We start from the raw sequence: 23,543 nt of genomic DNA, 5'->3' as shown, positions 1-23,543 counted from the left end.
ATGACCACCCAGCACAGCGACACCCTGAGAGGACTCCCCCAACCTATCTCGATGCAAGGATCTACCATGGCGTTTTTCAAGATCGTTCCCGCTGTTGCCCTGGCGCTGTTCGCCACGCAGGGTTTGTCGCAGGAGCTGCCCCCTGCCCCCCTCCGCATGCTCGTCGGGTTCGCCCCGGGCGGCGGTAATGACGTCATTGCGCGCACCGTCGCCACGCAGTTCCAGATCAACACCAAGACGACGATGGTGGTCGAGAACAAGCCCGGCGGCGGCAGCACCATCGCCACCGGCGAAATGGCGCGTGCCAAGCCCGACGGCTCGGTCCTGCTGCTGGGCTCGGTCGGCGGCCAGGCCATCGCACCCTCGATCTACAGCAAGCTGCCCTACGATCCCGTCAAGGGCGTGCAGCCGGTGTCGCTGGTGGCGAAATCCGCCAACGCGCTGGTGGTGAACGCCGCGCTGCCGGTCAAGAACGTGCAGGAACTGCTGGCCTACGCCAAGGCGCACCCCGGCGAGCTGAACGTGGCCTCGCCCGGCAACGGCACGATCTCGCACCTGTCCGCCGAACTGTTCAAGAGCATGGCCGGGGTCTTCATCACCCATATCCCGTATCGCGGCGACGCTCCCGCCATGCAGGACGTCATGGCCGGCCAGGCGCAGCTGACCTTCGCCAGCCTGCCCTCGGCCAAGGCCGGCGTGGACAGCGGCAAGGTGCGCATCCTGGCCGTGACCAGCAGCAAGCGCGTGGCCACCATGCCGAACGTCCCGACCATTGCCGAATCGGGCGTGCCGGGCTACGAGGTGGTGTCGTGGTACGGGGTGTTCACCACGGGCGGCACGCCGATGCCGACGGTCAACCGCCTGGCGCAGGAAATTGCCGCGGTGCTGGCCCAGCCCGCCATCCGCGAGACCATCAGCAAACAGGGCATGGAGCCCAGCGCGCTGGGGCCGAACGAGTTCGCGCAACTGGTCAACAACGATTCGCAGAAGTGGGAGAAGGTGGTCAGGAAGGTCGGGATCAAGCTCGACTGACGGACGGCTGGAAACGCCGGGGCGCCCGCGCAGGCCGGGGCGCCCCGGCGCTCAGTGCACGGTGTCGCCGCGGATCAGCAGCACCGGCCTGGCCGAACGCGCCACCACGCCTTCGGACACACTGCCCATGATCAAGCGCCGCACGCCGCGCCGGCCGTGCGTGCCCATCACCACGAGATCGGCCGGCCACTGCTCGGCACGGGCCACGATGGTGCCCGAGATATTGCCGGGCGAAACCGGCTTCTCGGCCAATTCCGTCAGGACACGCACCCCGGCGCTCTCGAAGCGCCGCGCGGCACCGGCCAGCGCCTTGCGCCCCACCTCCATCAGGCCGCGCAGGATGTCCTGCGGATCGATGCACGCGGCGTCGAAGAAGAACTCGCTGTCGTCCACCACGAACAGGATCTTCACCTCCGACCCCAGTTCGCGCGCCAGCCCCACGGCCTGCGAGATCGCCAGTTCGGACGATGGACCCCCGTCTACCGCCACCAGAATGCGCTCGTACATGCTGCAACCTCCCTGCTCGATGTGGTTCGTGTGGAACACAGCATAGGCCCGGCCAGCCAGCGCCAATTGACATGAATCAACCGAATTGGCAATCGCAGAAACTTTATTTTTCAGTTACCGATTTGTCAGGAACGCGTCGCTTCATCGGATAGCATACGTGAGGGAGAAACTCTTTTCGACGCCATGCCGATGACTGTTGCACACCAAGCCAACGTTGCCCGAAAGACCTCCGGCACCCGTCCCGCGCGCCGTGCGGCAGGCGCATCCAAACCCGTGCTCGCCCTCGCGCTGCGCCGTCTGACCGGGACGCTGCTGCTGTGCGCCGCCGCCGGTGCCTGGGCCCAGGCCGGTGCGTCGATGCCCGTGGCGGCTTCGGCCCCGCCCGCGCCGCCGGCACCGCTGTGGCTGGTGGACGGGCGCCCCTCGCAGGCGGCGCAAGCCGCGGTGAAGACGCTGGCCGGCGCCAGTGCCGACGGCCTCGACCCTGCCGACTACAACGCCGCCGCGCTCCAGCGCACGCTGGCCCAGGCCATCGGCGGCCCCGCCCCGTCCGCCGAAGGCATGAAGACCTTCGACACCGCGCTGACCGCCGCGATGACGCGCTACCTCAGGGACCTGCACACCGGCCGGATCGACCCGCGCAAGGTCCAGTCGAACTTCGCCAGCCGCACGCCCACGCCGTTCGACGCCGAGGCCTATCTGCGCAACGCCATGGCCGCCAACCGGCTCGCCGAGGGCCTGCACGCGGCCGCGCCCACGTTCCCACTCTACGGCACGCTGCGCGAGGCGCTGGCGCGCTACCGCACATTGGCCGACCTGCCCTACTGGCAGACCGCGCTGCCGCCGCTGCCCGGCAGCAAACTTGTGGCGGGCCAGCCCTGGAAGGGGCTGCCGCAACTTGCCCAGCGCCTTGCAGCGCTCGGCGACCTGCCCGGGGGCACGCCGGTGCCGGCCCGCTACGAAGGCGCGCTGGTCGCGGCGGTCAAGGCATTCCAGGCCCGCCACGCGCTCGATGCCGATGGCGTGATTGGCGCCGGCACGCTCGCGCAGCTCAATGTGTCGCCCGCCGCGCGGGTCAAGCAGATCGAACTGACCATGGAACGCGCCCGCTGGACGCCACTGGCCGAGGGGCCGCGCATGATCGTGGTCAATGTTCCCGAATTCGTGCTGCGCGCCTATGAGTACCAACCCGAGAACGGCGGCAAGCTCGACATCAAGCTGGAAATGAAGGTGATCGTCGGCAAGGCGCTCGACACCCGCACGCCGCTGTTCGCCGGGGACATGCGCTACATCGAGTTCAGCCCGTACTGGAACGTGCCGTCATCGATCGCCAGGAAGGAAATCATCCCGAAGCTGCAGCGCGATCCGGCCTACCTGGGCCGCCAGGGTTTCGAGTTCGTCTCGGGCAACCAGGCCAGCGCATCGGTCAGCCAGGCCAACATCGACGCGGTGCTGAACGGCCAGGCGCGCATCCGCCAGCGTCCGGGCCCGCTCAATGCGCTGGGCGATATCAAGTTCGTGTTCCCGAACAACCAGGCCATCTACCTGCACCACACGCCGTCGCCGCAGTTGTTCAACCGGGGCCGGCGCGATTTCAGCCACGGCTGCATCCGCGTGGAGGAGCCTGTGCAACTGGCAAAGTTCGTCATGCAGGGGATGCCCGAATGGACCGAGCCGCGTATCCGTGAGGCAATGACGGCTGGCAAGTCGAAGACCGTCTCGCTGCAGCCGCCGATCCCGGTGGTGCTGGCGTACGGCACGGCCATCGCACGCGCCGACGGACGGGTATACTTCGTGCCTGATATTTACGGTCAGGACAAGCTGCTGGACCAGGCGCTGCGGCAACGCGCTGGCCCTCGCCCCGCCGACCGGCCTTCCTGAATGCCGCATCCGTTGTAAGAGTTTCCATGTCCGACACCAGCACCCTTCACCGTCGCCGTTTTTTGCATCGCGCCAGCGCCATCGCGCTGGGTGCAGGGCTCTCGGCGATGGCACCGCGTGCCGCCCTGGCAGCCATCGGCCCCGACGCCCGCTCGCTGTCCTTCGACCACACCCACACCGGCGAGCACCTGTCGCTGGTCTTCGCCCGCGGCGACGATGTCCTGCCGCAGGCCCAGCAATCGCTCAACCACTTCCTGCGTGACCATTACTCGGGCACGGTGGGCCAGATCGATCCGACGCTGTTCGGCGTGCTGTTCGCCCTGCGCCAGGAAGTGAAATCCGACCAGCCGTTCCAGGTGATTTCGGGCTATCGCTGCCCGGCCACCAACGACCGCCTGCGCCGCACCCGCGCCGGCGGCGTGGCCAGGCGCAGCCTGCACATGGACGGCATGGCCATCGACATCCGGCTGCCCGGCGTGGCACTGGCGGACCTGCGCGATGCGGCCGAGTCACTCCAGGCGGGCGGCGTCGGCTTCTACAAGTCTGACAACTTCATCCATATCGATACGGGTCGGGTGCGGCGCTGGGGGTGAGGCGCGGTCTATCGGGCTGATGTGCTGCCGCGCGCCGCGCGCCGTACCGCCTGAGGCGGCAGCCCGAAACCGCGCACAAAGGCTTCGCGCAGGTGCCGCCGGTCCCGGAAACCGGTCTCCTGCGCCACCACGTCGAGCGGATGCCGGCTCTGCTCGATCATCATGCGGGCGGCCTCCAGCCGGAGCCGTTCGATAGCCTTGGCTGGCGGCTGGCCAGTCTCGGCCGTAAAGACCCGGCTGAACTGGCGTGGACTCAGGTGCACGGCCGCCGCCAGATCCTCCACGCTCAGCGGCCCGCCCAGGTTCTTGCGCGCGTAGTCGAGCGCGCTCTGGATGCGGTCCGATTTCGGCGCCAGCGCCAGCAGCTCCGAATGCTGCGACTGTCCGCCCGCGCGGCGCTGCGGCATGACCAGCTTGTGCGCCACCGAGCGCGCCGTCTCGGCACCCAGATCCTTCTCCACCATCGCCAGCGCCAGGTCCAGCCCGGCCGTCATGCCCGCCGACGTCCACATCGGGCCGTCCACGATATGGATGCGGTCTTCCTCCACGCGAATCCCGGGGTGCAATCGCTGCATGGCCGGCGCGAAGGCCCAGTGCGTGGTGGCGCGCCGGCCGTCGAGCAGATCGGCCTCGGCCAGGACGAAGGCGCCGGTACAGATCGACGCCACCCGGCGTGCACGCGGCGCCGCATGGCGCACGAAGTCCAGGACCGGCGCCGGCGTTGGATTGGCGAGCGGGTCACCCACGCCACCCAGTACCCAAGTATCGATCGCCACGCGCGGGCTGGCGGCACGCGTCTCGACCGCCATGCCCAGCGATGAGCGCACCAGCCCGCCGCCTACCGAATAGCTGTCGATCCGGTACACGTCCTCGCCCACGGCCTTGTTGGTGTACTCGAAGACCGTCTGGGCCGCCAGCGCCATGACCTGGAAGCCGTCCATCAACAGAAATCCCACGCGGTGCATGCCGCCCCCCTTCCGTCACATTGAAACACCGATGTCCTGAAACATAACTATATACGTCATTTCGGTCATCGGCGCCGGGGCCTACCATGCCTGACATGGATGCGACGCATCCGAACCCCTCACCGCATGGAGCACACATCATGACGCAGCACACCAACGCGCAGCACCTGGGTACGGCACTGGTCACCGGTGCCTCGTCGGGCATCGGCGCCCTGTATGCCGAGCGCCTCGCCCGGCGCGGCCATGACCTGATTCTCGTGGCCCGCAACCGCGCCAAACTCGACACGCTGGCCGCCCGCCTCAGCGACGCCACCGGCCGCGCCGTCGAAGTACTGCCCGCCGACCTCAACGACCGCGCCTCGCTGGCCACCGTGGAGGCCAAGCTGCGCGACGATGCCAGCATCACGCTGCTGGTCAACAACGCCGGCGTCGGCACGCACACGCCGCTGCTAGACAGCGATGTGGAGCAGATGACACGCATGATCGAACTGAACGTCACCGCGCTGACGCGGCTGACCTATGCCGCCGTGCCGGGCTTCGTGGCACGCGGCACGGGCGCCATCATCAACATCGCGTCGATCGTCAGCATCGCGCCGGAAGTGCTCAACGGCGTCTACGGCGGCAGCAAGGCGTTCGTGCAGGCGTTCAGCCAGTCGCTGCACCACGAGCTGGCGGCCAAGGGCGTGCGCGTGCAGGCAGTGCTGCCCGGCGCCACCGCCACCGACTTCTGGGAAACCGGCGGGCTGGCCGTGGAACACCTGGACCCAGCCATCGTGATGCCGGCGGCCGATATGGTCGATGCGGCACTGGTGGGCTTCGACCGGGGCGAACTGATCACGATCCCGTCGCTGCACGCGGTGGAACACTGGCAGGCGTACGAGGCGGCCCGGCAGGCAATGGCCGGGGTGCTGTCCCGGAACACGCCGGCGCCGCGCTACCTCGGTCAGGGTGGCTGACAGACGCCGCCAGCTTCAGGAAGCTTCAGGAGTGGCAGACCAGCCCGTCCTGCAGCTGGCTGGCCTCGTATGCCACGTCGCCGGCGCGTTGGGCGCGGGCGCGGTCCAGCGCGCCGTGCCGGCGCCAGTCGGCCACGGCGCGGTCGAGCCACGCCGCTGACTGGCTGTCGGGCGAGGACAGGACGATCCGCGCCCCATCCGCGTCGGCCTCGATGGTTCCGGGCAGCGCACGATAGAAGCGCCACTCGGGGAGCGTGCCGAGACGGGCGATGACCGGTTCGTCGTCGGCCAGCGCCTGGCACTCGCCGGCCAGGAAGCCGCTGGCGGCACGGATCGACGACGCATAAACCTTCGGTACCGTGCCCGCCGCGCTCGCCAACCCGGCCGCGTAGGGGCTGCCCTGCGCCACGCACACTGGCTGCCCGCGCAGTTCTTCCGCGCGCCGATACCGGCTGCCGCGCAGCACCAGCAACGCCGCCCCGCCCGTGGCATAGGGCGACGGCACCGCCCTGGGCGCCGGGGATGCCGTGGCCCCGGCCACGACCAGATCCACGCCGCCGGCCGCCGCCTGCCATCGCGCCGACCCCGGCTCGCCGGGCAGCCCCACTACCCGCAGCCCCACGCCAAGCCGGTCCGCCAGGAACTGCGCCGCCGCCACGTCGAAATGGTCGGGCTCCGGCGCGCTCGGCGCCTTGGGCGGTGCCGGGCGCGCGTACTGCCGCACCCCCACCACGAGCGTGCCGCGCGCCTGCGCCGCCGCCAGCACCGGACCGGGCCCGGGCACGCGGGCCATGGCATAGGCGACGACCGATGCCAGCGCGCACGCGGCCAGCCACCCGCCCGCCAGCGCCGCATGGCGCGGTGACCACCGGCTAGGCATTGAGCGTCAGCCCCTTGCGCCAGCGCGTCAGGCGGCGCTCGATCCGCGCCAGCACGTAGTTCAGCGCCAGCCCCAGCAACGCCAGCAGCAGGATGCCCGCGTACATCGTGGGGATCTGGAACACCTCCTGCGAGTTCAGCGTCAGAAACCCGAGGCCCGAATGGGCGCCGATCATCTCGGCGGCCACCAGCGCCGTGATGCAGTACGTGCCGGCCAGCCGCACGCCCGTGAAGATCGACGGCGAGGCCGCCGGCAGCACCACCTTGCGGAACACGAACAGCCGGTTGGCGCCCATCGACCGGGCCGAATCGATCAGCAGCCGGTCCACCTGCTTGACGCCGCTGATCGTGCTCAGCAGCACCGGCCAGAACGACGCCCAGAAGATGATGGCCACCTTCGAGGTTTCGCCGATACCCAGGAACAGGATGAAGACCGGGAACAGCGCAAACGCCGAGGTCTGCCGGAACAGTTGCAGGATCGGATCGACGATGGCCTCGAAGCGCGTGAACCAGCCCATCAGCAGGCCCAGCACCACGCCCAGCCCGATGGCCGACAGCAGTCCGAACAGCGAACGCTGCAGGCTGGCGAACAGATGCCTGAACAGCGTGCCGCTGCTGACCAGATCCCAGATCGTCACGATGATCTGCGACGGCGGGCTCAGGTAGGCATCGCTGACGATGCCCAGGCGCGGCACCAGCTCCCACAGCAGCAGGAAGCCCACGATGCCGAGCAGGCCAAGCGCGCGGTCCCCAAGGCCGGACCAGGCCGACTGGTGGCGGCTCATGGCGCCACCCTGGCGATGTCACGCCCCGCCGGCTCGCCATGCAGTCGCTCGCCCGGATTGGCCGTGGCACCCAGCGGACGCGGCACGGCGGCCGGGTTGGCAAACTGCACCTCGTCCTTGAGGATGTCCCACGCCTGCTGGCGCAGCCGCACGAACGCCTCGCTGTTGCGCACTTCGGGGGCGCGCGGACGCGGCAGCCGCACGTCGATGATCTGCTTGATCGTGCCCGGCCGGCGCGTCATCACGGCGATGCGGTCCGACAGGAAGATCGCCTCGTCCAGGCTGTGCGTGATGAAGACGATGGTCTTGCGGCGCTGCTCCCAGATGCGCAGCAGCTCGCCCTGGAGGATTTCGCGCGTCTGGGCGTCGAGCGCGGCGAACGGCTCGTCCATCAGCAGCACCTCGGGCTGATACGCCAGCGAGCGGGCAATCGCCACGCGCTGCTTCATCCCGCCCGAGATCTCGTGCGGATACCGCTGGCCGAAGCCGTGCAGCCCCACCAGCTCCAGGTACTCCTGCGCGATCTCGCGCCGCCGGGCTTTCGCCACGCCGCGGATTTCCAGCCCGACCTCGATGTTTTCGAGCACCGTGCGCCACGGAAACAGCGCGTAGCCCTGGAACACCACGCCCTGCGCGGGGTGGATACCGCGCAACGGCTCGCCGTCGATGGCGATACTGCCGCCCGTGCGCTCGGTCAGCCCGGCCAGGATGCTCAGGAACGTCGACTTGCCGCAGCCGGACGGCCCCAGGATGGACAGGAACTCGCCCTCGCGGATATCGAGGTCGAACTCGCGCAGTACGGATACCGTATCGGCCCGCCCCGCCTCATTGCGCACCGCGTAGTCCATCGTCACGCCGCGCGCCGCGATCTTGTGGCTCATGCGCGGCTCGCCTGGGCAAACGGGTTGAACTCGTTCGTATAGATGTCGCGCGCGGCGACCTTCCCTTTGGCCAGCTTGCCCTCGGCTTCGAGCACATCGATGTAGTACTGGATCGGCGGCTCCGTCACCACGAGGTTGTCCACGTAGGCGTAGCGGTCCACGTAGTCCAGTTGCAGGTTGATCCGTTTGGACACCAGCTTGCGCGCTTCCTCGGGGTTCTGGTTGACCCAGTTGGCAGCCTTGGCCAGCGCGGTCACCACGTCGCGCACGTTCTCGGGATGCTGGCGCAGGAACTTGCCATGCACGCTGTACGGCTGCATGCCACCCAGCCCGCCGTCGAGGTCGAAATCGCTCCACAGGCGCGTCAGCTTCTCGGCATGGTCGGCGCGGCCCGAGAACGGCGCGTGGATGATCGCCAGGTCGGTGTTGCCCGTGGCCAGCGTCTGCTCGGCCTGGTCGTCCGGGATCACCACGAAGTTGATCTTGCTGACGTCCACGCCCTTCTGGCGCAGGAACGTCTTGGTCACGAACTCGGCGCACGCCCCGAAGCTGTTGATCCCGACCGTCTTGCCTTCCAGATCCTTCGCCCCCCGGATGCCCGAGTCCTTGCGCACGAAATACTTCATGTGCGGCGCGTCCTGCAGCGTCTTGTTGCCGGCCGCCACCACCTTCAGGTCTGCCCCGCTGGCCACCGCCGAAATCACCAGCGGCACCATCCGCGAGCCAAAATCGATCTCGCCCGTACCCGTCAGCGGAATGATCTGCGGCGCCGCCACCTTGCCGATGTAGCTCGGGCGGGTATTGGTACCCTCGAAATAGCCAAGCTGGTCAGCCAGATAGACCAGATCGAAGGTGGGATTGTCCGGATACTTGAAACTGACCTTGTCCCCCGCCTTGCCAATCACCGCCGGCGCCGCCGGCCCCTTGGCCGCAGCCGCCTCGTCACCGCGCGAGCAGGCGGCCAGCAACGGCCCCACACTGCCGGCCGCCGCCAGCCCGGCAATCCGCCGCAACGCGCCACGACGCCCGGGCGCAAGGGTTTCCCGGCGCAGCGCCGGCGTAAGGTCAGTCAGGGCCATGGTCAACAGTCTTCTGGTTGTGTGATGGATGCAATGCCAGCCCGCAGTATTACGAACGGCCGCATGAGGCAACAACGAAGACTTTTGACTATCGATATTGGGTGGATGGTGGGCCCTGTCCGCGCGCTTTCTTTGCGCGATCGCAAAGCAGGGGCGTTGTTCAGGGTTATCCGATGGGCATGCAGAGGGTTACTGCCTAGGGTTGAGGATTTTAGGTTGCGGCTGGTCGAACGCCGCTTTTACAACAAGGGCTATCAAGGTGGCGCGTCCGCTAACTGGTAAGACAATGGTGGTGGCACTGGTGAGCGTCGCCGCGCTTGCGCTGCTTGGTGCATGGGCCGCCGGACTTACGATCGACATCAGGGGACGGACAACGCTTGTTGCCGTCCCGCTGTATCCGACACCCCTGGACACCCTGAATGCTCACGGCGCTCCTTCAGCGGTAGTGAAGGCTGGCACGGGGTGCCGGCTCCTGCAGGTGGAGGCAGGGGGGACCGTGGCATTCCGGGTCAGATGCGCGGAGCTGGAAGGCTGGACCGACGAAGCGCAGTCTTTCTCGCGGCCGTTGCGAGTTGGGTTTTTCGGTTGAGGCGAACGCGGTTCGACGTGGCGTTATCCCTGCTCCTTTTCTCCCGCCCTCTCCAGCATCGCCTCCCCGATCTCCCGGTTGCCCAGCGCCACCAGCGCCTCGCCCGGTCCGCGGATATCGCGGGCCTCCTTGTGCTGGCCGAGTTTCGACTTGCCTTCGAGCCGGGTGATCTCGATTTCGATGCCGACGATGGACTGCAGCAGCGTGTCGAGGAAGTCGGCGGGGGCGTCCGACATGCGCCACGGGCGCGGTTGGGTGGCTTCGTGGGTGCGGGTGAGCCGGGCCACCACGCCGCGCACGTAGCGCTCGTCGTCGTGGATCGTGATCCGGCCGTGTGCATGCACCACCTGGTAGTTCCACGTCGGCACCTGCTTGTGCGCCTCGTGCTTGCTCGGGTACCAGTTGGGCGAAATATAGGCGTCGCCCGCGCGGAAGATGACCAGCACTTCGGCGCCGTTGGCCACGTCCTGCCAGACCGGATTGGCGCGCGCCACGTGGGCCTTGAGCAGGCCGTGGGGGCCATGCCCGGCTTCCAGTTCGAACGGGATATGGTTGGCGTCGAGGCCGGCTTTCCCACGGGTGACCAGCGTGCCGAACGGATGGCTGGCGATCAGGGCGTGCATGGCCTCGGGCGAGGCCATCTCGAAATGGGCGGGGATGTACATGGCGTGAGCGGCTTGTCGATTCTGGGGACAAGCCATTGTCGAGCCGAACTGGCTGGGCGGAAAGAGCCAGTTTGCGGCAGATTCACCAGATCACTTTCCCGCCGGATTGCCATGGCGCGTCCGTCCAGCACGTCCGATCTGCCAAGTGCCGGGCCCGGTCATCGCCTATCGTGAAGAACGCCCTAGCGATGGAGTCTCGCCATGCCAAGCCGCCGTCACCTGATCTGCGCCCTGCCCGCCGCGTGGCTGACCCTGGTGTTCAGGCCAGCCAGCGCGCAGACCGCCGCGCTAACGACGGCATTGCGGCGTCCGGACACCGTGCTGATGCTCCGGCACGCCCGCGCACCGGGCGTCGGCGACCCCGGCAACTTCAAGGCCGGTGACTGCGCCACGCAGCGCAACCTCGATGCGCAGGGCCGCAGCCAGGCGAAACTGCTGGGCCAGCGCCTGAAAGCAGCCGGCTTCCGGCCCACGCTCGTGGCCAGCAGCGCCTGGTGCCGCTGCCAGGACACCGCCCGCCTGATGGACCTTGGCCCCGTGCGCACCGAACCGCTGCTGAACTCGTTCTTCAACACGGATCGCGCGACGAAAGACGCCCAGACCGACAAGCTGTCGCGCTACATCGATGGCCTCGACCCGCGCGGCGGGCCCTACCTGCTCGTGACCCATCAGGTGGTCATCACGGCGCTGACCGGCCTTGGCGCGGAGAGCGCCGGCGGAGCCTTGATCGAACTGCCAGCCCGGGGCGGTACCCGGCGCGTGACGGAGTTTCCGGCGCTCGAATCCGGCGGTTGAGCGCCGATCCACTCAGGTCGACCCCCGCTCCACCACCCGGAACCCCACGTCCACCACCGGCGCGCTGACCGCCTCGCCCCGGCAGCGCGCCAGTACCAGATCCGCCGCCAGCCGGCCGATCCCGGCCCCGTCGATCTGCACGGTGGTCAGCGCGGGCGCCATGTCGGCCGCGAAGTCCGCGTCGCCGAAGCCGCAGATGGCAAGGTCCTGCGGCACGCGCAGGCCGCGCGCGCGGGCCTCTTCCATGACGCCCTGCGCCAGTTGGTCCGAGCTGCAGAACACGGCCTCGATGCCCGGGTCCAGCGCCAGCAGGTCGCGCAGCGCCTGCCGGCCCAGCCCCAGGCTGCTTGGCGACGGCACGCGCACCGTGGGCACCTCGTGCCCGAGCGTCGACAGGAACCCTTCGCGGCGCACCGCCGCCCGGTGATCGTCGCCGGTGGCGATGCCGAAACGCCGCCACCCCTTGCCCAGAAAGTACCCGGCCACTGCGCTGCCCACCTTGAGGTGCGAGAAGCCCACGGCCATGTCCACGGGCCGGTCGCTGAGATCCCAGGTTTCCACCACGGGAATGCCGGAGCGCCGCAGCCGGTCGCGCGACGCCTGCGCGTGGACCAGCCCCGTCACCACGATCCCGTCCGGGCGGCGGCTGATCATCGTGCCCAGCAGGGCCTCTTCCCGCGCGTGGTCGTAGCCGGTCTGGCCGAGGATCAGCTGGTAGCCGGCCGCGTCGAGCGCATCGGTCAGTGCCTTGACCGTGGGGATGAACTGCGCCACGGCGATGTTGGGCACCAGCGCCGCCACGGTCAGGCTGCGGCGCGACTTGAGCCCGCCCGCCAGCAGGTTCGGGATGTAGCCGGTGGTCTCCACGGCCTGCTGGACGCGGGCGATGGTCTTGGCCGACACCAGGCCGGGATTGCTGAGCGCGCGCGACGCGGTGATCAGCGAGACCCCGGCCTCGCGGGCCACATCGTGCAGCGTGACGGACTTGCCGCCGGAAGGTTCTGACATGTTGCGGGTAAACGATGAGGCCAAGTGCTGCGATAGCAGTTGACCGACCAAAATGACAACGTTAGCATTCTTCGCACCTGCTGTCTCGCCGGCTTGCACCCGGGGCGGCAGAGCACGGCGCGTTGCCGTGGCTTGTGCGCTGCAGCAGCCTCGGGGAGGCTGCAAGGGGCCGCATTATAGCAACGCCATTCCGGCCGGTCTCCGGCCATTTTTGACAACGATGTCATACGATGTCAGAAGTCTTCGGCATCGCCAAACGGAAGTATCGAATCCAATGACCCAGACGCCTGCCGCCGACGCCATCACCGCCATCCGCCTCTCGTCCTGCTACTTGCCGCTGGCCACGCCGATCAGCGACGCCAAGGTGCTGACCGGCCGCCAGAAGCCGATGACCGAGGTGGCGATCCTGTTCGCCGAGATCCGTACCGCGAACGGGCACGAAGGGCTGGGTTTCAGCTATTCCAAGCGCGCCGGCGGCCCCGGCCAGTTCGCCCACGCCCGCGAGATCGCCCCGACGCTGATCGGCGAGGACCCGAGCGATATTGCCAAGCTCTGGGACAAGCTCTGCTGGGCCGGCGCCTCGGTGGGCCGCAGCGGCCTGTCGACGCAGGCCATCGGCGCATTCGACGTGGCGCTGTGGGATCTCAAGGCCAAGCGCGCCGGTTTGTCCCTGTCCAAACTGCTGGGTTCGCACCGCGATTCCGTGCGCTGCTACAACACCTCGGGCGGCTTCCTGCACACGCCGCTCGATCAACTGCTGGTCAACGCCGCCGCCTCGGTGGAGCGCGGCATCGGCGGCATCAAGCTCAAGGTGGGCCAGCCGGACGGCAAGATCGATATCCAGCGCGTGTCCGCCGTGCGCGAGAAGCTTGGTGACGCCGTGCCGCTGATGGTCGATGCCAACCAGCAATGGGACCGCCCCACCGCGCAGCGCATGTGCCGCACCTTCGAGGCCTTCAACCTGGTCTGGATCGAGGAACCGCTCGACGCCTACGACCACGAGGGCCACGCCGCGCTGGCCCAGCAGTTCGACACCCCGATCGCCACCGGCGAGATGCTGACCAGCGCCGCCGAGCACTGGGACCTGATCCGCCACCGCGCCGCCGACTACCTGATGCCCGACGCGCCGCGCGTGGGCGGCATCACGCCGTTCCTGAAGGTCTGCGCGCTGGCCGACCATGCCGGACTGATGATCGCCCCCCATTTCGCCATGGAACTGCACGTCCATCTGGCCGCCGCCTACCCGCGCGAGCCCTGGGTCGAGCATTTCGACTGGCTCGAACCGTTGTTCAACGAACGCCTGGAGATCGGCAATGGCCGCATCAAGGTGCCCACCCGCCCCGGCCTGGGGCTGACCGTCAGCGAACAGGCGCGCGCCTGGACGCGCGAGCAGGCCGATTTCAACGCATAAGCCAACATCACAAGAGGAGACAACCCATGAAGAAACTTCTGGCAACGCTGCTGCTGGGCGCCACGATGGCCGGCGCCCATGCGGCCTGGCCCGACAAGCCGGTCACGATGATCGTGCCGTTCCCGCCGGGCGGCTCCACCGACAACGTGGCCCGCATCCTGAGCGCGAAGTTCCAGCAGACGTTTGGCGGCAGCTTCGTGGTGGACAACCGCCCGGGCGCGGCTGGCATGATCGGCGCGGCGGCGGCCAAGCGTGCGCCGGCCGACGGCTACACGCTGTTCGTCTCGTCGCTGGGCCCGTTCGTGATTGGCCCGCACCTGACCAAGACCGCCGGCTACGATCCGACCAAGGATTTCGACTACATCAGCGTGGCCGTGCAGGCGCCCAACGTGCTGGCCGTGCCCGTCGCGTCGCCGCACAAGTCGCTGCAGGATGTGATCAACTTCGAGAAGGCCAATCCGGGCAAGATGACGTTCGCCTCGGCCGGCAACGGCACCAGCGACCACCTGACCGCCGAACTGTTCTGGCAGCAGACCAGCACCACCGGCACCCACGTGCCCTACAAGGGCGGCGCCCCGGCGCTGAATGACCTGCTCGGCGGCCAGGTGGATGCCACCTTCATGAACATCAACACCGCCGTGCCGCACCTGAAGGCCGGCAAGCTGCGCGCGCTGGCCATCACCAGCAGCAAGCGCTCGCCGATCCTGCCGGACGTGCCGACCATGGAGGAACTGGGCTACAAGGGGGTGACGGTGTACTCGTGGCAAGCCATTGCCGCGCCCAAGGGGCTGCCGGCCGATATCAAGGCCAAGCTGCACAACGCCACCGTGGCCGCGATGAACGATCCGGCCGTCAAGCCCAAGCTGCTCGAACTGGGCTTCGAAGTGGTGGCCAATACGCCGGAGCAGTTCACGGCGTTCCAGGCCTCGGAGTTCGCACGCTGGAAGAAGGTGATCCAGACCGGCAACATCACGGCCGACTAAGCCGCGCTGGCCTGCGGCCAATGCAAGAAGCCCTCTCCCGGCCGGGAGAGGGCTTCTTTGCTTAGCGCAGCCGTCAGCGCTGCGCCGGCGGGAAGATCTGCGCCCAGTCCTTCTGCATGCTGATCACGGTCCAGCCTCGCGCGTTGGCAACGTCCAGCGCCTTGTCGAGCGTGCCGATCTTCGACTTGCGGTCGTAGGCCACCTCGCGCTGGGCGTCGTCGTGATGCACGAGCACGGCCATGCGCGGCCCGGCACCGGCCATCGTGTACTGGAGCATTTCCAGATCGCCATCGGAGTTGCCTACCGCCAGGATCGGCCGCCTGCCGATGTGCCGATAAATGCCCACGGGTTTGCCCGGGCCGTCATTGTTGAATTCGAGCCGGGGGCCGCGCACCAGTGTCATCTGGCCGTCGCGCAGCGCGTAGGTGATGCCGTAGGTCGAGCCCACCACCTGCTCTGGCGGAATGCCGTACACGCGCTCCGACCATGGCCGCATGAATTCGAGCGTGCCGCCGGACACGATGAAGGTCTTGAAGCCCTTCTCGCGCAGGTAGCGCATCAGCTCCAGCTGCGGCTGGTAGACCAGTTCGGTATAGGGACGTTTCAGCGTGGGATGGCGCGCCTGGTCCAGCCATGTGCGGATGATCTTGTCGTAGGCATCCACCGTCATGCCGCCGCTGACCTGCGCGATCAGCGCCATCAGCCGCTTCTCCTCGCGCAGCGCGCCGGGGATGTCGTTGGCCATCAGTGCCTTGAAGGCCGGATCGTTCTTCCACTCGGGATGCTGCGGCGCGGCAGCCTTCACCTGGTCGAGCAGGAAGAAGAACTGGAAGTACATCGGCTGCTCGCTCCAGAGCGTGCCGTCGTTGTCGAACACGGCGATGCGCTCGGCGGGCGGCACGAAGTCCGGCGAGCCGGGCTTCGACACCCGCTCGACAAAGCTCACGATGGCCTGCCGCGCCTTGCCGTCGCGCCACGAGGGCAAGGCGGCGCTGGCCTGCGCCGGCTGGTTCGCGCCGGCCGCAACACCGGGCGCCTGGGCATCTGCGTGGTGGGTGCCCGACGCGCAACCGCCCAGCGCCACGGCCAGCGACATGGCCGCTGCCGCCACGGCAACGCGCAGCCGGGCCGGTGCCTCTTCCCTTCGCGCCTCTTCCCTTCGGGCTGATTCCCTTCGTGCTGACAAAGCCATTCTCTCGACTCCAATCGTTGGAAACCGGGCACAAAGTATGGCCGCCGCGCCAGCGCCAGGGGAATGCAATGTTTTCGCGGGCGATCTGCACGATTTCGTGCGGGCCCGCCCTCAGTGCAGCGCGGGGTCCGCGTAGGCCGCCGTGGTGTCGATCGACGCATGGCCCAGTTGCCGCTGGACGGCCTGGCGGCTCATGCCGCGCGCCAGCGCATGCGCGCCGGCCGTGTGGCGCAGCCAGTGCGCGCTGGCGCGGGCCAGATGGGCGGCGCCGGCGGCATCGTCGGCAGCCAGTGCCAGGCCGGCCCGGGCGAAGCAGCGCTTCCAGATGGCCGAGATCTGCGCCACCGACAGCGTGCCGTCGCCCGTGGCGTCCCGCACGCGCCCGATCAGCGGCGTGGCGGGCGGCAGGCGCTCGATGTCGCGCCCCAGACCGCGCGCTTCCATATGGTCGCGCAGCGCGTCGACCACCGTTTCGGGCAAGGCCATCGAGCGCGGCCGCGCGCCTGGCACGTCGAGCACCCAGCCGCCGACCGGCCGCAGATCGCCCAACGTCGCGCGGACCTGTTCCGAAACCCGCAGCCCCGTGGCATGGAGTAGCCGGAACATGAACCGCAGGCGCACCGTACGGGGGTCTTCGGGCGGCAGCGTGGCCACGAAAGACTTCAGGTACTGCCACTGCGCGGCGCTGAAACTACGCGCGGCGTCGATGCGGGGCGCGGCGGCAGGCGCCGGCTGCGTGGCGGCATGGAACGGGTTGGCCGGTATCCGGCCGGTCGCCACAAGCCATCCGCATAGCATTCTGACGATTTTGGCCGCATGCCGAATACTTGATGCCGAGAGCGGCCCCTCGAATGGCCGCCACTCGGGCTGGTCGCGCGGGGTGCCGCGCTTGCCCACCCATTGCGCGGCCGGTTGCGGATCGGCGAGGAAATGCAGGTACGCGACGCCGTCCTCGGCGCCCAGGTCGGCCAGCGTCCTGCCTCGCGCATGCACGACCCACAGCAGGAAGCGCTCGGCCTGCGAGCGATAGGCGCGCCACGTATGGCTGGTCTCGGGGGCATGGCCGTTCAGCCATTCGGCGATGGCTGCCGCGTCGGCCGCTGCCGGGCCGTGGGCAAGCGCTTCGAGCGGCGCCACCGGCTCGTGCCCGGTCCCCGCCGTGTCGAAAGACTGGCCGCGCAGCCACGCCTCGATGGCCCGGGCCGTGGCGGCGCCAATGCCGTGCGCGCCCCGGAACCATTGGCGCGGCGCGGTGGCGATGGCCGCCTGCAGCACGCCCAGTGTTGGCCACCCGGCGGCGTCGAGCTTGCCGGCCACGGCCGGACTGAACCATCCCGCCACGGCATCACCGGGCTGGGGGCGCGCCAGCAGCAGCGGCTGGAGCGCGTCGAGCGCGCGCAGCAGCTTGCGCTGGCGAGCCTGGCGCGCGGCCGCCGTCTCCTGCGGCCGCCCGTGGATCAGTGCCAGCCAGGCCGGTGCGGTCAGCAAGGCCGCCTCGCCATCGTGCCGGGGCCGCGTGGCCAGCCGGCCGACGCCGCGTGCCAGTTCATCCTCGATCCAGACCAGCGTCGACCTGGCCTGGCGCAGGTCGAGGCCCGGCCCCAGATAGCGGCCCGAGAGCCGGCCCGGATCGAGACCTTGCAGGTAGCCGCGATAGAACGCGAAATGATGGGGACCGAGTTGGCGCGCCGGTGCAACAGGCGGGCGCTGGCGCCGGCGGAGGGGCGTCCCGGCGCGGGATACAGCTTCAGACAAGGCGGGACGGCAGCGAGGCGCGGAAAAACGAAAGGCGCGATGATACCCGACGCCGGCCCCCCGCCCTGCCCGTTACCGGGCCGGTGGCTTGTGGGCCTTGTCGAGTTCGTGGCCCCACGCGCTGATGGGTTTCAGGTCGCGGGCATCGTATTCCAGTTCGGCGATGGCGCCGGAGGGCAGCAGCAATTCGACCTCGTAAGTCCAGCGGCCGTGGTCACGGTCGAGCTTGACCTCGATCACGTCGCCGTTGTACTGGCGGTTGACGGCATCGAGCACCTTCGACAGCGGCACGATGTCGCCCGACCGCAGCGCCGCGCGGGCGCTGTAGCCATCCGTATCGGCCTGTGCCGGGCCGGCCAGCGTGACGAAGCCGAGCACGGCGGCAACCGACACCGTGCGGCCAAGCGCGGCAAGCTGTTTGTCCAGACGGGGAGAGAGGGAACGTTTCATGGCAGGTCATCCTTTCGGCAGTGAATGAGACACTGCGCCGATGATGGCACTGCGGCAAACCACGCCCTTGCGTCAGATCATCCCGCCTGCTCAGAACACCAGCGTAGCCGTGGCCATCACGGTCGCGGTGCTGTCCAGACGCTTGGTGCTCGTGACCGTCGGCACCCACCGCAGGCTGAACGACAGCGGCGCCTTGCCGCCGAGCTTGGTGTCGTAGGTGACGATGGGGCCCATGGCGAAGTCGTGGCCCCGGAAGCCGTTCAGCCGGTCGGCGGTCGGGCCGGTGTCGTCGCCCAGTTGCTGGACGGTACCCATCACCAGCCCGGCGCCCCACTTGCCGAACTTCTTCACCCCCATGAGATCGAGCGTGAACAGCGGTGCGTTCTGGTAGTCGGTAGCGGTGTTGCGGGTATAGAACTGGAACGCCGCCACGGCGTTGAATTCGAGGCCGTATTGCGGCATCAGGTGCGTGAAGGCCACCTGCGGCACGAAGGTCCACGTGTTCAGGCCGGGATTGGACAGCGCGTTCTTGTCGTAGTGGCCGGTTGGTGCCCAGACGTTGAAGCTCAGCGCCATGTGGCTGGTCTGGGAAAAATGGTAGCCCGCGATGATCGGGCTGAAGTAGAGATCATAGAGATTCGAGGCGCGGTCCGAGGTGCCCCGCGACGTCACAGACCCCGATGGGCCGCTCAGCGTGGCGCTGCTATGCGCCGTGGTCCAGATATAGGGCAGCGTGAAGCTGGACGCGAAGTTCCAGGCGCCGGGGCCGGTGTCCCAGACCTTCATCAGCGTGGCCAGCGTCAGGGCCAGCCTGGCATCGATGCCGGCCGTGACCCGGCCGCCCACCGGCACTTCGCGCGAGCCGTTGACCGAGCCGTCCAGGTAGAGCTGCTGCAGGTTGGCAATCCAGACCGGCTGGTTGGGCACCAGGCCGGCGTTCGGCGATACGCTCGTGCCCGACACCGGCCGCCCCAGCGCCCCTTCGGTGGCGTACACCGCCGATGGCAGACACAGTCCGCCGGCAACCAGCGCGCCGGCGAGGGCGGTACTCGCGCGTTTCATGCTTTGTCTCCTGAGGGGGTCCGGGCCGTCGCACGCCCTGGATGATGCGGATGGTGCATCCTCGCAGATTGGGCGGCGATTGGAATTCAGTTTTCTTCGCATGTGAATTAAAAGATTTCCAGAACCGCCCCCGGTCCCTCATGGCCTCTGCGCGCGCCGAATCAGACCGCGCCGCGTGTCTCCACGTACAGCGCGTAGACCGAATGGCTGCTGGCCATGTAGAGGCGGTTGCGCTTGGGGCCGCCGAAACACAGGTTCGGGCAACGCTCGGGCAGATGGATATGGCCGATCGCCTTGCCCTGCGGGTTGAAGACGCGCACGCCGTCGAGCCTGGCCGGATCGACGCCGGCCGCACCGTTGCTGCCCCAGCCAGCCCAGATATTGCCGTCCACGTCGACCTTGAAGCCGTCCAGCGCCCCGGGCCCGTTGGCGTCGAGCAGCCGCGTCTTGTTGCCAAGCCGGCCATCGGCGCCCACGTCGTAGGCCCACATCAGCCGGTTGGGCTGGGCGCGCGCCTCGATCACGTAGAGCTTCTTCTCGTCGGGCGAGAAGGCCAGCCCGTTCGGACCGTTCAGGTCGGCAATCACCTGCGTGACGCTGTTGTCGTTCGGATCGATCCGGTAGACCGCGTGCGGGAGTTCGGACGCGGCCTTGTCGCCCTCCCAGTCGCCCGAGATGCCGAATGGCGGATCGGTAAACCAGAGCGAGCCATCGGATTTGCAGACGATGTCGTTCGGCGAGTTGAAACGCTTGCCCTGGTAGCGTTCGGCCAGCACCGTGATCGACCCGTCGTATTCCGTGCGCGTGACGCGGCGCGTCAGGTGCTCGCAACTGACCAGGCGGCCCTGGCGGTCGCGGCAGTGCCCGTTGGCGAAGTTGGCCGGCGCGCGGAACACGCTCCACTGGTTCGACGTCTCATCGAACCTGATGATGCGGTTATTGGGGATGTCCGAGAACAGCAGGTAGCGCCCATCGGCAAAGTAGACCGGCCCTTCTACCCAGCGGAAGCCGGTGGCAACCTGCTCCACGGTCGAGCTGAACAGGCGGTACTTTGCGAAACTCGGATCGAGGATCTCGACGGCCGGGTCCGGGTAGCGCTGGGCCGGCTTGAACTCGAAACTCTGCGCCAGCGCGGCGCCGCTGGCGGCCAGCGCACCGAGCGCCGCGCCGGTCTTGAGCAGGCGCCGGCGGCCGGCGTCAATGCCGGGGATGCCGGGGATGCCGGGGATGCCGGGAATACCGGGAATGCCGTTGAATTCGTTCATCGTGTCTCCTCATGTTGAAGGGTCTTCGCCCCAGGATCTGCATCGCGCAGTTGTAGGACATCCTATGAGGAATGCGCAGGCTTGGCAAGCACTTGTATGACGACTTGGCCGGTGCCTGTGGCGCACGCGTCATGACCCCTTCAGCAGCGCGGATTTGGGCGGGTGCTATCGTCTGGCTTTGCGCGTCCGGCACAGGACGCCAACCGCTTTCTCAACTTCTGAAGCCCGCCCGACCACCCATGGCAAGCGCTCTCCTCCTCGAAAACATCCATGCCAGCGGCCAGCAACTGCTGGGCCGCCACCAGATCGACATTGCCACGCAGCCCAAGGCCCTGACCGGCGACCCGCTGCTGGCCGCCGTGCGCGACCATGAACTGCTCGGCATCCGCTCGGCCACGCACCTGACCGCCGAGACGTTCGCCAACGCGCAACGCCTGCTGACGGTGGGATGCTTCTGCATCGGCACGTCGCAGGTCGATCTTGGCGCGGCTGCCCACGCCGGGATTCCCGTCTTCAACGCCCCGTTCTCGAATACCCGCTCGGTTGCCGAACTGGTGATCGGCCAGGCCATCATGCTGATGCGCCGCGTGCCCGAGAAAAGCCGTGCCGCCCACGAGGGCGCCTGGCAGAAGACCGCCAAGGGCTCGTACGAAATCCGCGGCAAGACCATGGCCGTGATCGGCTACGGCAATATCGGGGCCCAGGTCGGCATCCTGGCCGAAGCCATGGGCATGCGCGTGGTGTTCTACGACATCCGCCCCCGTCTCTCGATCGGCGGCGCCGTGCCGATGCACTCGCTCGAAGACGCAGTGGCCAACGCCGACATCGTGACGCTGCACGTGCCCGCCACGCCGCAGACCAAGAACCTGATGAACGCCAAGGCGCTGGCCGGCATGCGTCGCGGCGGCATTCTGATCAACGCCTCGCGCGGCACCGTGGTCGATATCGACGCCCTGGCCAGACTGCTTGACGACGGCCACCTGGCCGGCGCCGCCATTGATGTCTTCCCCGAGGAACCGCGCAGCAACACCGACCCGTTTGTCTCGCCGCTGCAAGGCAAGCCAAACGTGATCCTGACGCCGCACGTGGGCGGCAGCACCGAGGAAGCCCAGGAGAACATCGGCGTGGAAGTGGCAACCAAACTCGCCAACTTCCTCGAAACCGGCGCCACCATCGGCGCCGTCAACCTGCCCCAGATCCAGCCCAACCCGCTCGACTCCCCGGCCCGCGTGCTCAACATCCATTACAACCGCCCCGGCACGCTGTCGCACTTCAACCAGGCGCTGGCCGAAATCGGCGCGAATATCGAGGCGCAGCAATTGCAGACCGAGGGCGATATTGGCTATGCCATCACCGACATCAGCCTCGTCCCGCCGGCGGGCTGGGCCGAAAAGCTGATGCAGCACGACGCCTTCATCCGGTCGCGGGTGATTGTTAACGGGTGAGTCCAGGTTTGCGAGGCGGGGCGCCGCGCGGCGTTCCGCCTTGACGCGCTGCCTGGCGCGATCCATGTAGCCGCGGGAGCAATTTGAAGATATGGCTATATGGCCGGATACGGACATGCGACATACTCGGCCCTCCAAGCGCCCGGGGAAGCAGGCCGAAACGGATATCAGCGGCTATTTGGCGAGTACTGTTCCCTCATTCCACTCGGGAGTATTTGAATGACGTGAATGGGGTTGCGCCATGCTTCTGCATTGGAAAGGGTTGTCGAAAGAACGAGTGGTTTTGTATGCCGCATTCGTCCTCTTGCAGATGAATGCATTTCCCGCGATGGCTTCCTGGTGCACTGCCCTCAGACCCGTCGCGGTCATGAATGTGGACCTCGGGACAGTCTCCGAAGGGACGGCAAACCCCGTTCCAGTGGGCACCGTGATTTATTCCGTGGAAGGCAGGTGGGATGCCCACGGCGGTCACAATGCAGGCTGGTGCAAAAGCTCTCAATCTGCAAATGACCGCGTGCAAACGCGCGTGAATTTCACGATGCCGGGTGCGCCGGTTACGGGTTTTGAGAATGTCTATCCCACAAATCTTGTGGGCGTGGGGGTGCGGATTTCGATATGGGCGAATCGAAGCTACTATGGCACGCCTACCGTGCCCACGTATATCCCCTTGACACTGAACGCCAATCTGCAAAACGACTGGGTCAGCGGCGGCCCGGCTTACGGTACGGGGTTTTTGCTGATCAGAGTCGAGGTTATCAAGACGGCGACAAACTGGCAGGCTGGCCCACTTCAGTTTGCCGGTGGCAACCTGAACGTATCGGCAGCAGATGGTGCGAGCAACACATCGACCTACACGCAGGTCAACATCCGGGGAACGATGAGTACGCGCTCTTGTTCCGTCAGCCTCGGGTCTCGGGACCTGCAAGTGGATATGGGGGAAATTCGATATCCTGCGGGGTTTAGCTCCCGCGAGGCGGGTGGATATGGACCGACAACGCGATTCCAGCTATCCACCAACTGCGTTTCGAGCCCCAGAACATCCATCCAGTTCGATCCCGTGACCGCCGCGTCCGGCTATCCGAATATTCTCGGCATTCCTGTCGGCCGGTCGAACACCCGCGGCATTGGCGTGCAACTGCTTGACGCCACAGGGACCCCGATACCGCTTGCTAACCCGGTCTTCCTGGTCAACCCGGCACATGACGGACTGAACACTTTTATCTTTGGCGCGCGCTATTTTCTCACCAACGATTTCAGTATGGTTCGACCGGGGCGTGCAAATGCGCTGGCCACCTATACGATGATCTACGAATAGGCATGCCGGTGTCCCGGACACCGGGAAACCGGGCGAAGCGCGGGGTGAGA

Annotated in this window: 22 protein-coding genes; 9 read left to right on the top strand and 13 right to left on the bottom strand. The window is 67.6% G+C overall.

The genetic code is table 11. The features are described 5' to 3' along the window. Positions 1 to 66 precede the first annotated feature (66 nt). Complete coding sequence (locus tag EV147_RS11420) at positions 67 to 1,032, top strand: Bug family tripartite tricarboxylate transporter substrate binding protein (protein WP_235844690.1); 966 nt, start codon at positions 67 to 69, stop codon at positions 1,030 to 1,032. Between the two features lie 51 nt (positions 1,033 to 1,083). Here EV147_RS11420 and EV147_RS11415 read toward each other — a convergent pair whose 3' ends face one another. After that, positions 1,084 to 1,539 (bottom strand): universal stress protein, encoded by a 456-nt coding sequence (locus EV147_RS11415; RefSeq protein ID WP_130391310.1) that lies wholly within the window; start codon positions 1,537 to 1,539, stop codon positions 1,084 to 1,086. 357 nt (positions 1,540 to 1,896) lie between these two features. Here EV147_RS11415 and EV147_RS11410 point away from each other — a divergent pair, with 357 nt between their 5' ends. Then, on the top strand, positions 1,897 to 3,420 hold the full coding sequence (locus EV147_RS11410; protein ID WP_235844735.1) for a L,D-transpeptidase family protein: 1,524 nt from the start codon (positions 1,897 to 1,899) through the stop codon (positions 3,418 to 3,420). 26 nt (positions 3,421 to 3,446) lie between these two features. Beyond that, the gene (locus EV147_RS11405) at positions 3,447 to 4,013 is read left to right on the top strand and encodes a YcbK family protein (RefSeq protein ID WP_130391308.1); all 567 of its coding nucleotides are present in this window, start codon (positions 3,447 to 3,449) and stop codon (positions 4,011 to 4,013) included. Between the two features lie 8 nt (positions 4,014 to 4,021). Here EV147_RS11405 and EV147_RS11400 read toward each other — a convergent pair whose 3' ends face one another. Continuing rightward, positions 4,022 to 4,978, bottom strand: coding sequence for a GlxA family transcriptional regulator (locus EV147_RS11400; protein WP_130391307.1), 957 nt, complete (start codon positions 4,976 to 4,978; stop codon positions 4,022 to 4,024). 140 nt (positions 4,979 to 5,118) lie between these two features. Between EV147_RS11400 and EV147_RS11395 the strand changes: the two genes are divergently transcribed. Beyond that, complete coding sequence (locus EV147_RS11395) at positions 5,119 to 5,934, top strand: SDR family NAD(P)-dependent oxidoreductase (protein ID WP_130391306.1); 816 nt, start codon at positions 5,119 to 5,121, stop codon at positions 5,932 to 5,934. A gap of 25 nt (positions 5,935 to 5,959) precedes the next feature. Here EV147_RS11395 and EV147_RS11390 read toward each other — a convergent pair whose 3' ends face one another. The 5 genes from EV147_RS11390 to EV147_RS11370 form a co-directional block, all read right to left on the bottom strand. Beyond that, on the bottom strand, positions 5,960 to 6,814 hold the full coding sequence (locus EV147_RS11390; protein WP_130391305.1) for a type 2 periplasmic-binding domain-containing protein: 855 nt from the start codon (positions 6,812 to 6,814) through the stop codon (positions 5,960 to 5,962). Then, a complete protein-coding gene (locus tag EV147_RS11385) occupies positions 6,807 to 7,598 on the bottom strand; it encodes an ABC transporter permease (RefSeq protein ID WP_130391304.1) in 792 nt (263 codons plus the stop codon). The genes EV147_RS11390 and EV147_RS11385 overlap by 8 nt, the downstream gene beginning before the upstream one ends. Beyond that, positions 7,595 to 8,479, bottom strand: a complete 885-nt coding sequence (locus tag EV147_RS11380) for an ABC transporter ATP-binding protein (protein WP_130391303.1) — start codon at positions 8,477 to 8,479, stop codon at positions 7,595 to 7,597. The genes EV147_RS11385 and EV147_RS11380 overlap by 4 nt, the downstream gene beginning before the upstream one ends. Further along, on the bottom strand, positions 8,476 to 9,558 hold the full coding sequence (locus EV147_RS11375) for an ABC transporter substrate-binding protein (RefSeq protein WP_130391302.1): 1,083 nt from the start codon (positions 9,556 to 9,558) through the stop codon (positions 8,476 to 8,478). The genes EV147_RS11380 and EV147_RS11375 overlap by 4 nt, the downstream gene beginning before the upstream one ends. Positions 9,559 to 10,170: 612 nt before the next feature. Beyond that, positions 10,171 to 10,812 carry an FMN-binding negative transcriptional regulator gene (locus EV147_RS11370; RefSeq protein ID WP_130391301.1) on the bottom strand — a complete coding sequence of 214 codons (642 nt, stop codon included), beginning with the start codon at positions 10,810 to 10,812 and terminating at the stop codon, positions 10,171 to 10,173. Between the two features lie 201 nt (positions 10,813 to 11,013). Between EV147_RS11370 and EV147_RS11365 the strand changes: the two genes are divergently transcribed. Then, on the top strand, positions 11,014 to 11,607 hold the full coding sequence (locus EV147_RS11365; RefSeq protein WP_130391300.1) for a histidine phosphatase family protein: 594 nt from the start codon (positions 11,014 to 11,016) through the stop codon (positions 11,605 to 11,607). 12 nt (positions 11,608 to 11,619) lie between these two features. Here EV147_RS11365 and EV147_RS11360 read toward each other — a convergent pair whose 3' ends face one another. After that, positions 11,620 to 12,615: a LacI family DNA-binding transcriptional regulator gene (locus EV147_RS11360; RefSeq protein WP_130391299.1), complete on the bottom strand. Its 996-nt coding sequence runs from the start codon at positions 12,613 to 12,615 to the stop codon at positions 11,620 to 11,622. Positions 12,616 to 12,889: 274 nt separating this feature from the next. Between EV147_RS11360 and EV147_RS11355 the strand changes: the two genes are divergently transcribed. Both EV147_RS11355 and EV147_RS11350 read left to right on the top strand, forming a co-directional pair. After that, on the top strand, positions 12,890 to 14,026 hold the full coding sequence (locus EV147_RS11355; protein ID WP_130391298.1) for an L-talarate/galactarate dehydratase: 1,137 nt from the start codon (positions 12,890 to 12,892) through the stop codon (positions 14,024 to 14,026). 26 nt (positions 14,027 to 14,052) lie between these two features. Beyond that, on the top strand, positions 14,053 to 15,009 hold the full coding sequence (locus EV147_RS11350) for a Bug family tripartite tricarboxylate transporter substrate binding protein (protein WP_130391297.1): 957 nt from the start codon (positions 14,053 to 14,055) through the stop codon (positions 15,007 to 15,009). Between the two features lie 73 nt (positions 15,010 to 15,082). On the opposite strand, the gene EV147_RS11345 is transcribed toward EV147_RS11350, so the two are convergent. From EV147_RS11345 to EV147_RS11325, 5 genes are all read right to left on the bottom strand, one after another. Next, positions 15,083 to 16,105: an HAD family hydrolase gene (locus EV147_RS11345; protein ID WP_235844689.1), complete on the bottom strand. Its 1,023-nt coding sequence runs from the start codon at positions 16,103 to 16,105 to the stop codon at positions 15,083 to 15,085. Positions 16,106 to 16,312: 207 nt separating this feature from the next. Beyond that, positions 16,313 to 17,956, bottom strand: a complete 1,644-nt coding sequence (locus EV147_RS11340) for a tyrosine-type recombinase/integrase (protein ID WP_130391295.1) — start codon at positions 17,954 to 17,956, stop codon at positions 16,313 to 16,315. A 72-nt stretch (positions 17,957 to 18,028) separates the two neighbouring features. Next, positions 18,029 to 18,406 (bottom strand): PepSY domain-containing protein, encoded by a 378-nt coding sequence (locus EV147_RS11335; protein ID WP_130391294.1) that lies wholly within the window; start codon positions 18,404 to 18,406, stop codon positions 18,029 to 18,031. A 90-nt stretch (positions 18,407 to 18,496) separates the two neighbouring features. Next, on the bottom strand, positions 18,497 to 19,468 hold the full coding sequence (locus EV147_RS11330) for a SphA family protein (protein ID WP_130391293.1): 972 nt from the start codon (positions 19,466 to 19,468) through the stop codon (positions 18,497 to 18,499). A gap of 161 nt (positions 19,469 to 19,629) precedes the next feature. Next, positions 19,630 to 20,733, bottom strand: a complete 1,104-nt coding sequence (locus tag EV147_RS11325) for an SMP-30/gluconolactonase/LRE family protein (RefSeq protein WP_130391292.1) — start codon at positions 20,731 to 20,733, stop codon at positions 19,630 to 19,632. Between the two features lie 239 nt (positions 20,734 to 20,972). Between EV147_RS11325 and serA the strand changes: the two genes are divergently transcribed. Then, a complete protein-coding gene (gene serA, locus EV147_RS11320; RefSeq protein WP_130391291.1) occupies positions 20,973 to 22,178 on the top strand; it encodes a phosphoglycerate dehydrogenase in 1,206 nt (401 codons plus the stop codon). A gap of 241 nt (positions 22,179 to 22,419) precedes the next feature. Beyond that, positions 22,420 to 23,493 (top strand): fimbrial protein, encoded by a 1,074-nt coding sequence (locus EV147_RS11315; protein WP_235844688.1) that lies wholly within the window; start codon positions 22,420 to 22,422, stop codon positions 23,491 to 23,493. Positions 23,494 to 23,543: the final 50 nt, after the last annotated feature.

Origin of the sequence: Cupriavidus agavae, from assembly GCF_004217045.1 — a bacterium.
Lineage (GTDB): Bacteria > Pseudomonadota > Gammaproteobacteria > Burkholderiales > Burkholderiaceae > Cupriavidus > Cupriavidus agavae.
This window is presented reverse-complemented; position numbering and strand designations above follow the sequence as displayed.

Excerpts from the sequence above, each read along its gene's own strand:
- EV147_RS11365 (WP_130391300.1), top strand. The coding sequence starts at position 11,014 with ATGCCAAGCCGCCGTCACCTGATCTGCGCCCTGCCCGCCGCGTGGCTG.
- EV147_RS11335 (WP_130391294.1), bottom strand. The coding sequence starts at position 18,406 with ATGAAACGTTCCCTCTCTCCCCGTCTGGACAAACAGCTTGCCGCGCTT.
- EV147_RS11375 (WP_130391302.1), bottom strand. The coding sequence starts at position 9,558 with ATGGCCCTGACTGACCTTACGCCGGCGCTGCGCCGGGAAACCCTTGCG.
- EV147_RS11410 (WP_235844735.1), top strand. The coding sequence starts at position 1,897 with ATGCCCGTGGCGGCTTCGGCCCCGCCCGCGCCGCCGGCACCGCTGTGG.
- EV147_RS11325 (WP_130391292.1), bottom strand. The coding sequence starts at position 20,733 with ATGAACGAATTCAACGGCATTCCCGGTATTCCCGGCATCCCCGGCATC.
- EV147_RS11380 (WP_130391303.1), bottom strand. The coding sequence starts at position 8,479 with ATGAGCCACAAGATCGCGGCGCGCGGCGTGACGATGGACTACGCGGTG.
- EV147_RS11330 (WP_130391293.1), bottom strand. The coding sequence starts at position 19,468 with ATGAAACGCGCGAGTACCGCCCTCGCCGGCGCGCTGGTTGCCGGCGGA.
- EV147_RS11315 (WP_235844688.1), top strand. The coding sequence starts at position 22,420 with ATGCTTCTGCATTGGAAAGGGTTGTCGAAAGAACGAGTGGTTTTGTAT.
- EV147_RS11355 (WP_130391298.1), top strand. The coding sequence starts at position 12,890 with ATGACCCAGACGCCTGCCGCCGACGCCATCACCGCCATCCGCCTCTCG.
- EV147_RS11350 (WP_130391297.1), top strand. The coding sequence starts at position 14,053 with ATGAAGAAACTTCTGGCAACGCTGCTGCTGGGCGCCACGATGGCCGGC.
- EV147_RS11395 (WP_130391306.1), top strand. The coding sequence starts at position 5,119 with ATGACGCAGCACACCAACGCGCAGCACCTGGGTACGGCACTGGTCACC.
- EV147_RS11360 (WP_130391299.1), bottom strand. The coding sequence starts at position 12,615 with ATGTCAGAACCTTCCGGCGGCAAGTCCGTCACGCTGCACGATGTGGCC.
- EV147_RS11420 (WP_235844690.1), top strand. The coding sequence starts at position 67 with ATGGCGTTTTTCAAGATCGTTCCCGCTGTTGCCCTGGCGCTGTTCGCC.
- EV147_RS11345 (WP_235844689.1), bottom strand. The coding sequence starts at position 16,105 with ATGTCGCTGGCCGTGGCGCTGGGCGGTTGCGCGTCGGGCACCCACCAC.
- EV147_RS11400 (WP_130391307.1), bottom strand. The coding sequence starts at position 4,978 with ATGCACCGCGTGGGATTTCTGTTGATGGACGGCTTCCAGGTCATGGCG.
- serA (WP_130391291.1), top strand. The coding sequence starts at position 20,973 with ATGGCAAGCGCTCTCCTCCTCGAAAACATCCATGCCAGCGGCCAGCAA.
- EV147_RS11390 (WP_130391305.1), bottom strand. The coding sequence starts at position 6,814 with ATGCCTAGCCGGTGGTCACCGCGCCATGCGGCGCTGGCGGGCGGGTGG.
- EV147_RS11405 (WP_130391308.1), top strand. The coding sequence starts at position 3,447 with ATGTCCGACACCAGCACCCTTCACCGTCGCCGTTTTTTGCATCGCGCC.
- EV147_RS11415 (WP_130391310.1), bottom strand. The coding sequence starts at position 1,539 with ATGTACGAGCGCATTCTGGTGGCGGTAGACGGGGGTCCATCGTCCGAA.
- EV147_RS11385 (WP_130391304.1), bottom strand. The coding sequence starts at position 7,598 with ATGAGCCGCCACCAGTCGGCCTGGTCCGGCCTTGGGGACCGCGCGCTT.
- EV147_RS11370 (WP_130391301.1), bottom strand. The coding sequence starts at position 10,812 with ATGTACATCCCCGCCCATTTCGAGATGGCCTCGCCCGAGGCCATGCAC.